The following is a 7,099-nucleotide window of genomic DNA, read 5'->3' on the forward strand; positions in this document are numbered from 1 at the left end:
GTTCGCGGTCTCCTGTCAGCGTTGGGCGAAAAGGGGCGCGCTGTCGCTCAGCGCGTGGAGCTTGAAGCTTCGGGCGTAGGCGGCCGGGTCGCTGCCGTCCCAGATTTTGCCGTCGATCAACTGGCTGCTGCGCATGTCCTTGCCCCAGGCTGCGACGCCCACAGCAGTCGCCGCGTCGCGATAGATCTCCAGTTGTTGCACCTGACGGGCGACGGCGAGGTAGTCCGGGTCATCGCGCAGCAAACCCCAACGGCGGAACTGGGTCATGAACCACATGCCGTCCGACAGATACGGCAGATTCACCGCGCCATCGCCGTGAAAGCGCAAGGCGTGCGGGTCCTGCCAGCGATTGCCGAGGCCATCGTCGTAGTCGCCGAGAAAGCGCGGTTCGATGCAGGACACCGGGGCGTCGAGGTATTCCGGGGCGCTCAGCAACTGCGCGGTGCTGCGGCGGTTTTCCGGGTTTTCTTCGATAAAACGGCTGGCTTCGAGGATCGCCATCACCAGCGCGCGGGCGGTGTTGGGGTATTGCTCGACGAACGCGCGGGTGCAGCCGAGGACTTTTTCCGGGTGATCGGGCCAGATGGTCTGGCTGGTCGCCAGCGTGAAACCGAGATCCTGCTGCACGGCGCTGGCCGCCCACGGTTCGCCAACGCAGAGGCCATCAATACGCCCGGCCTGCAGGTGCGCGACCATTTGCGGCGGCGGCACCACCACGCTGTCGACATCCTGCAACGGATGAATGCCCTGGCTCGCCAGCCAGTAATACAGCCACATGGCATGGGTGCCGGTCGGGAAAGTCTGGGCGAAGGTCAGTTTTGCGCGGGTTTGGTGCACATGGTGGTGCAGCGCTTCAGGACCGGTCACGCCCAGGCCCTGCAAGCCGTGGGACAGGTTGAGGCTCTGGCCGTTCTGGTTCAGACCCATCAGCACCGCCATGTCGGTCGGCGCGACACCGCCGATGCCCAAGTGCACCGCGTAGATCAGACCGTAAAGGCTGTGGGCGGCATCGAGTTCGCCACTGACCAGATTGTCCCGCAGGTTGGCCCAGGAACTCTGGCGCTTGAGGTTCAGGGTCAGGCCGTAAGGCTGGGCAAAGCCCTGAGTAGCCGCGACCACCAGCGAGGCGCAGTCGCTCAGGGCCATGAAGCCGAGGTTGATCGCGCTTTTTTCCGGGGCATCGCTGCCGTTGACCCAGGCCAGCGGCCCGGCGGAGGTTTGAGTCATGAAAGCCACCCTCAAAAAAAACGTCGTCCCAGGCTTTGCCCGCGCAAAACCGAGAGACGACGCCATTGTCCTTGCCTGCACGCCACCATTGGCCTGCGGGCTGATGCCGAGGAAGGTGCAAGGCATATGCCATGCGCACGGATTTACCCGTGCGCCTCGCGCGGCGGGGCGATGCCCGGCTATAATCGCCGCCTCTTTTCGCCGCCCGAGTCATAGCCGCCCATGTACACCCTGGCCCGTCAGCTGTTGTTCAAACTTTCCCCGGAAACCTCTCACGATCTGTCGCTGGATCTGATCGGCGCGGGCGGGCGTTTGGGCCTCAACGGCTTGCTGTGCAAGGCGCCGGCGTCGCTGCCGGTGAATGTCATGGGCCTGCAGTTCCCGAACCCGGTGGGGTTGGCGGCCGGTCTGGACAAGAACGGCGCGGCCATCGACGGCTTCGCCCAGCTGGGGTTCGGTTTTGTCGAAATCGGCACCGTGACCCCGCGCCCGCAGCCGGGCAACCCGAAACCACGGATTTTCCGTCTGCCGGAAGCCGAGGCGATTATCAACCGCATGGGTTTCAACAACCTTGGTGTGGATAACCTGCTGGCGCGGGTGGCGGCGGCCAAATACAAGGGCGTGCTGGGGATCAACATCGGCAAGAACTTCGACACCCCGGTCGAGCGCGCGGTCGATGACTACCTGATCTGCCTGGACAAGGTCTACGCCCACGCCAGTTACGTCACGGTCAACGTCAGTTCGCCGAACACTCCGGGCCTGCGCAGCCTGCAATTCGGCGATTCGCTCAAGCAATTGCTGGCGGACCTGGCCACGCGCCGCGCCGAACTGGCCCTGCGCCACGGCAAACATGTACCGCTGGCGATCAAGATCGCGCCGGACATGACCGACGAAGAAACCGCGCAAGTCGCGCAAGCACTGATCGAAACCGGGATGGACGCGGTGATCGCCACCAACACCACCCTCAGCCGCGTGGGCGTCGAAGGCATGGAACATGGTGACGAGGCGGGCGGTCTGTCCGGCGCGCCGGTGCGTGAGAAGAGCACCCACACCGTGAAAGTGCTGGCGTCCGAGCTGGGCGGCAAGTTGCCGATCATCGCGGCGGGCGGCATCACCGAAGGCAAGCATGCGGCCGAGAAGATCGCTGCCGGCGCGAGTCTGGTGCAAATCTACTCCGGCTTCATCTATAAGGGCCCGGCGCTGATTCGCGAGTCCGTGGACGCGATCGCCGCCAAGCGCTGATCGGCGGACATAAAAGGCAGGCACAAAAAAGGGCTCCTCGAAGGAGCCCCTGGGCCGTAGCCCGCCGTCCGGGAAGGACGTGCATGGTGATCAGGTTGTTACGAAATCAGATTGTCGTGTCGGAATAAGTGCCCTGTGTCAGCCGACGGCGTGAAGTTCGTTGAGTCTGTGGATTCCCGCAGTGCCGGTCATACCGTCCCAGTTGTCGCCGCGTCCTTCTCGCCAGCCGTTGATCCAGGCTTGACGTACCGACGGTAGAGTAAATGGGCAAAGCTCACGGGATTTGCCACCAACGCCATATTGATATCCGCGCAAAAATGCTCTTTCCAACGGATCACGCTTAAGTCTTCTCATAGGGTGTTTCCCTCACTTGTTGACTGTTTTTGTCGCGTCGACCTCAATTGAGGTCTGGCAGAAAAACTCTGCCGTTGGCGGCTCGCTGCCGGCGTGGCGAGCCAAGGTGTTGACGCCGTTGCGACGTCAACCTGTGTCCAGTTCTAACCAATGAGTCACATCGATGGAATGACCGTTTTGTCATAAGGACGTAACGAAAAAGATGCTATGGCCATAAGTAACCGCGTATTTATCCAGCGTCTATTGGCCAAACCCCGGTATGATCGGCCCCGCGCTGGATGATGAGGTTAATCCTTTAGTGAGAATGACCCACGTTTACGCTGGGGTACTATTCGACGAAGGGTTGCTTTGAGTCATTTTGTTGCTTCAACTTTTTTATCTGTCCCGGCATCTAAGCTCTTTTAACCCGAGCAGCGGGGATGGAACGGCACACCTTCGTGCCACGCGGGCGCTCTTGTAGAAAAGCGCCTGATTGAAAACCGGATCGGCAATGCGTTGCCGGTTCATTAGCCAAAGGCTCTGGAAAAACCATGTCCGACCGTTTCGAACTCTTCCTCACTTGCCCCAAAGGCCTTGAAGGCCTGCTCATCGAGGAAGCCGTCGGGCTTGGCCTTGAAGAGGCCCGCGAACACACCTCCGCCGTGCGTGGTATGGCGACCATGGAAACCGCTTATCGCCTGTGCCTCTGGTCGCGTCTGGCCAACCGGGTGCTGCTGGTGCTCAAGCGTTTCCCGATGAAAAACGCCGAAGACCTGTACCACGGTGTACTCGACGTCGACTGGCAGGATCACATGCTGGCCGACGGCACCCTGGCCGTGGAATTCAGCGGCCACGGTTCGGGCATCGACAACACCCACTTCGGCGCCCTGAAGGTCAAGGACGCCATCGTCGACAAACTGCGCACCCCGCAGGGCGACCGCCCAAGCATCGACAAGCTCAACCCGGATCTGCGCATTCACCTGCGCCTGGATCGCGGCGAAGCGATTCTGTCCCTCGACCTTTCCGGCCACAGCCTGCACCAGCGCGGCTATCGCTTGCAGCAGGGCGCCGCGCCGCTGAAGGAAAACCTCGCGGCCGCGATCCTGATCCGGTCCGGCTGGCCGCGCATCGCCGCCGAAGGTGGCGCGCTGGCTGACCCGATGTGCGGTGTCGGCACGTTCCTGGTCGAAGCCGGCATGATCGCCGCCGACATGGCGCCGAACCTGCGTCGCGAGCAGTGGGGCTTCACCGCCTGGCTCGGCCACGTGCCGGCGCTGTGGAAAAAGCTGCATGAAGAAGCGGTCGAGCGCGCCGCTGCCGGTCTGGCCAAGCCGCCGCTGTGGATTCGTGGTTATGAAGCCGACCCACGCCTGATTCAGCCGGGCCGCAACAACGTCGAACGCGCCGGCCTGAGCGAGTGGATCAAGATCTATCAGGGCGAAGTGGCGACCTTCGAGCCGCGTCCGGACCAGAACCAGAAAGGCCTGGTCATCTGCAACCCGCCGTACGGCGAGCGTCTGGGTGATGAAGCCAGCCTGTTGTACCTCTACCAGAACCTTGGCGAGCGTCTGCGTCAGGCCTGCCTGAACTGGGAAGCGGCGGTGTTCACCGGCGCGCCGGACCTGGGCAAGCGCATGGGCATCCGCAGCCACAAGCAGTATTCGTTCTGGAACGGCGCGCTGCCGTGCAAGCTGCTGTTGATCAAAGTCTTGCCGGATCAGTTCGTCACCGGCGAGCGTCGCACCCCGGAGCAACGTCAGGCCGAACGCGAGCAAGCCGCCTACGATCAGACGCCGGATGAGCCGCAAGAGCGCAAGTTCAACAAGAACGGCAATCCGATCAAACCGACGCCGGCCCCGGCGCCAGTGATCGAGCAACCGCGCCTGAGTGAAGGCGGGCAAATGTTTGCCAACCGCCTGCAGAAGAACCTCAAGGCCATGAGCAAGTGGGTCAAGCGCGAAGGCATCGATTGCTACCGCGTCTACGATGCGGACATGCCGGAATATGCCATGGCCATCGACCTGTACCACGACTGGGTGCACGTTCAGGAATACGCCGCGCCGAAGTCGATCGACCCGGAAAAAGCCTCGATCCGCATGTTCGATGCGCTGGCGGCCATCCCGCAGGCGCTGAACATCGACAAGAGCCGCGTGGTGGTCAAGCGCCGCGAGCGTCAGAGCGGCACCAAGCAGTACGAGCGTCAGGCGGCTCAGGGCAAGTTCAATGAAGTGACCGAGGGCGGTGTGAAGTTGCTGGTCAACCTCACCGACTACCTCGACACCGGGCTGTTCCTCGACCACCGGCCAATGCGCATGCGGATCCAGAAAGAGGCCGCCGGCAAGCGCTTCCTCAACCTGTTCTGCTACACCGCGACCGCCAGCGTGCACGCGGCCAAGGGCGGCGCGCGCAGCACCACCAGCGTCGACCTGTCGAAAACCTACCTCGACTGGGCGCGCCGCAACCTGTCGCTCAACGGTTTCTCCGACAAGAACCGTCTGGAGCAGGGCGATGTGATGGCGTGGCTGGAGAATTCCCGCGACGAATACGACCTGATCTTCATCGATCCGCCGACCTTCTCCAACTCCAAGCGCATGGAAGGCATCTTCGACGTGCAGCGTGACCAGGTGCAACTGATCGACCTGGCCATGGCCCGACTGGCGAGCGGTGGGGTGTTGTACTTCTCCAACAACTTCCGCAAGTTCCAGCTTGAAGACAACCTGGCCGAGCGCTACGCGGTCGAGGAAATCACCGCCAGCACCATCGACCCGGATTTCGCCCGTAATGGCAAGATCCACCGCGCCTGGAAAATCACGGCTCGTTGACGCTCTGCAAAATTGGATCCACAGAGCCTTGATTTTTAAAGGCTCTTGGATCCGTTCAGAGCTAGCCAAATTAGTGGCTAATAGCTATAACTCACACACGGCCGATGGGGTTTTTCCCGCAGATGCTGACGTAGTGAGTGGCTTTTATGTCGTTGCACCCCGTGCGCCCGAAGATATTGGGTTTTATCAGCGAAGACGTCTCGGCCTGGCTGGTCGGGGTGCTGGTATTGCTCGCCGGCGGAATTCTCACGGGGCTGCTCGCCTGGGGCACCCTCAATCAGTTTCACAGCCAGTTGCGCCAACGCTTTCAGCTGCTGGCCAACGAGCGCTACAGCCGCATCGAAGAGCGTTTTCAGGATCAGGAGCAACGTCTCGATGGCCTGCGCCGGTTCTTCGCCAACTCCGAATCGGTGTCCCGCGCCGAATTCGACGGTTACACCCATCCTCTATTGCTGCGCACCCAGGCTTATTCGTTTGCCTTGCGGGTGAGCGGTGCCGAACGTGCCGCCTTCGAGCAGCGCGTGCGAGATGAGGGCCTGAGCACCTTCAGCGTGCGCGAACTCAATGCGCGCGGCGAACTGCAACTGGCCTCCGCCCGCGATGAATACGTGGTGGTGTTGTACAGCCAGACCCAGAGCCGGCTCGGTTCTCCGCTGGGTTACGACTTGCTGGCTCAGCCGTTGCGCCGCTCGACCCTGGAGCGCGCCGACCAGCTTCGCAGTCTGGCAGTGTCGCAGCCGATGCATCTGGTCGGTATCGAGCCGGCTTACGCCCGCGGCGTATTGCTGGTGGCACCGGTGTTGCGCGAAGGCGAGCCCAGATCATACGGCTACGTGATGGCTGTCATAAGCATGCGTCAGCTGCTGGCGGACGGTTTGCCGGATGCGTTCCATGACTATCTGTCGGTGCGCATCCTCGATCTGTCTACCAACGATCAGCATGAAGTGCTGTTCGAATCGACCAATGAACCGGCGCCGAGCGATCTGTCCGCTACCCGGCTGGTGCGCATGGCCGATCACGACTATCAGGTGGATATCCTGCCGAGCGAAGCGTTCATGCAGGCCAACCATTCGTCGGTTGGCAGCGTGGTGGTGCTGGGCGGACTGCTCAGTCTGCTGCTGAGCGCGCTGCTTTATGTGCTGGTCAGTCAGCGCCAGCGCGCGTTGCGCATGGTCGAATTGCGCACCCAGGAACTGCATGAGCGCGAACAGGAACTGCGCGGCACCCACGGTCAGTTGCGCGGGGTGCTCAACGCGGCGACCCAGGTGGCAATCATCGCCACTGACCTGCGCGGGGTGATCAACACCTTCAACCCCGGCGCCGAGCAGATGCTCGGTTATCTCAGCAGCGAAGTGGTCGGCCACATGACCCTGGAAAATCTGCACTTTCCCCGGGAACTGGTGGCCCGCGCGGCGGAGCTCAGCGCCCGTTATGGCAAGACCATTCCGACCTGTCAGGCGATGCTGGTGGAGGGC

At 62.1% G+C, this 7,099-nt stretch carries 5 protein-coding genes; 3 read left to right on the plus strand and 2 right to left on the minus strand.

From position 1 onward, the window contains the following. Window positions 1-15: 15 nt before the first annotated feature. Entirely contained in the window at window positions 16-1,227 is a 1,212-nt protein-coding gene (locus tag L6D82_RS27605; protein ID WP_236192052.1) for a CmpA/NrtA family ABC transporter substrate-binding protein, read from the minus strand. Between the two features lie 222 nt (window positions 1,228-1,449). Between L6D82_RS27605 and L6D82_RS27610 the strand changes: the two genes are divergently transcribed. Continuing rightward, on the plus strand, window positions 1,450-2,469 hold the full coding sequence (locus L6D82_RS27610; RefSeq protein ID WP_011333259.1) for a quinone-dependent dihydroorotate dehydrogenase: 1,020 nt from the start codon (window positions 1,450-1,452) through the stop codon (window positions 2,467-2,469). 138 nt (window positions 2,470-2,607) lie between these two features. Here L6D82_RS27610 and rmf read toward each other — a convergent pair whose 3' ends face one another. After that, entirely contained in the window at window positions 2,608-2,823 is a 216-nt protein-coding gene (gene rmf / locus L6D82_RS27615; RefSeq protein ID WP_003223300.1) for a ribosome modulation factor, read from the minus strand. 530 nt (window positions 2,824-3,353) lie between these two features. Between rmf and rlmKL the strand changes: the two genes are divergently transcribed. Both rlmKL and L6D82_RS27625 read left to right on the plus strand, forming a co-directional pair. Continuing rightward, window positions 3,354-5,624, plus strand: a complete 2,271-nt coding sequence (gene rlmKL, locus L6D82_RS27620) for a bifunctional 23S rRNA (guanine(2069)-N(7))-methyltransferase RlmK/23S rRNA (guanine(2445)-N(2))-methyltransferase RlmL (protein WP_102686945.1) — start codon at window positions 3,354-3,356, stop codon at window positions 5,622-5,624. A gap of 146 nt (window positions 5,625-5,770) precedes the next feature. Continuing rightward, on the plus strand, window positions 5,771-7,099 hold a 1,329-nt coding region (locus L6D82_RS27625), incomplete at its 3' end, for a CHASE domain-containing protein (RefSeq protein WP_236192053.1).

It is taken from the genome of Pseudomonas paraglycinae, assembly GCF_021601625.1.
Lineage (GTDB): Bacteria > Pseudomonadota > Gammaproteobacteria > Pseudomonadales > Pseudomonadaceae > Aquipseudomonas > Aquipseudomonas paraglycinae.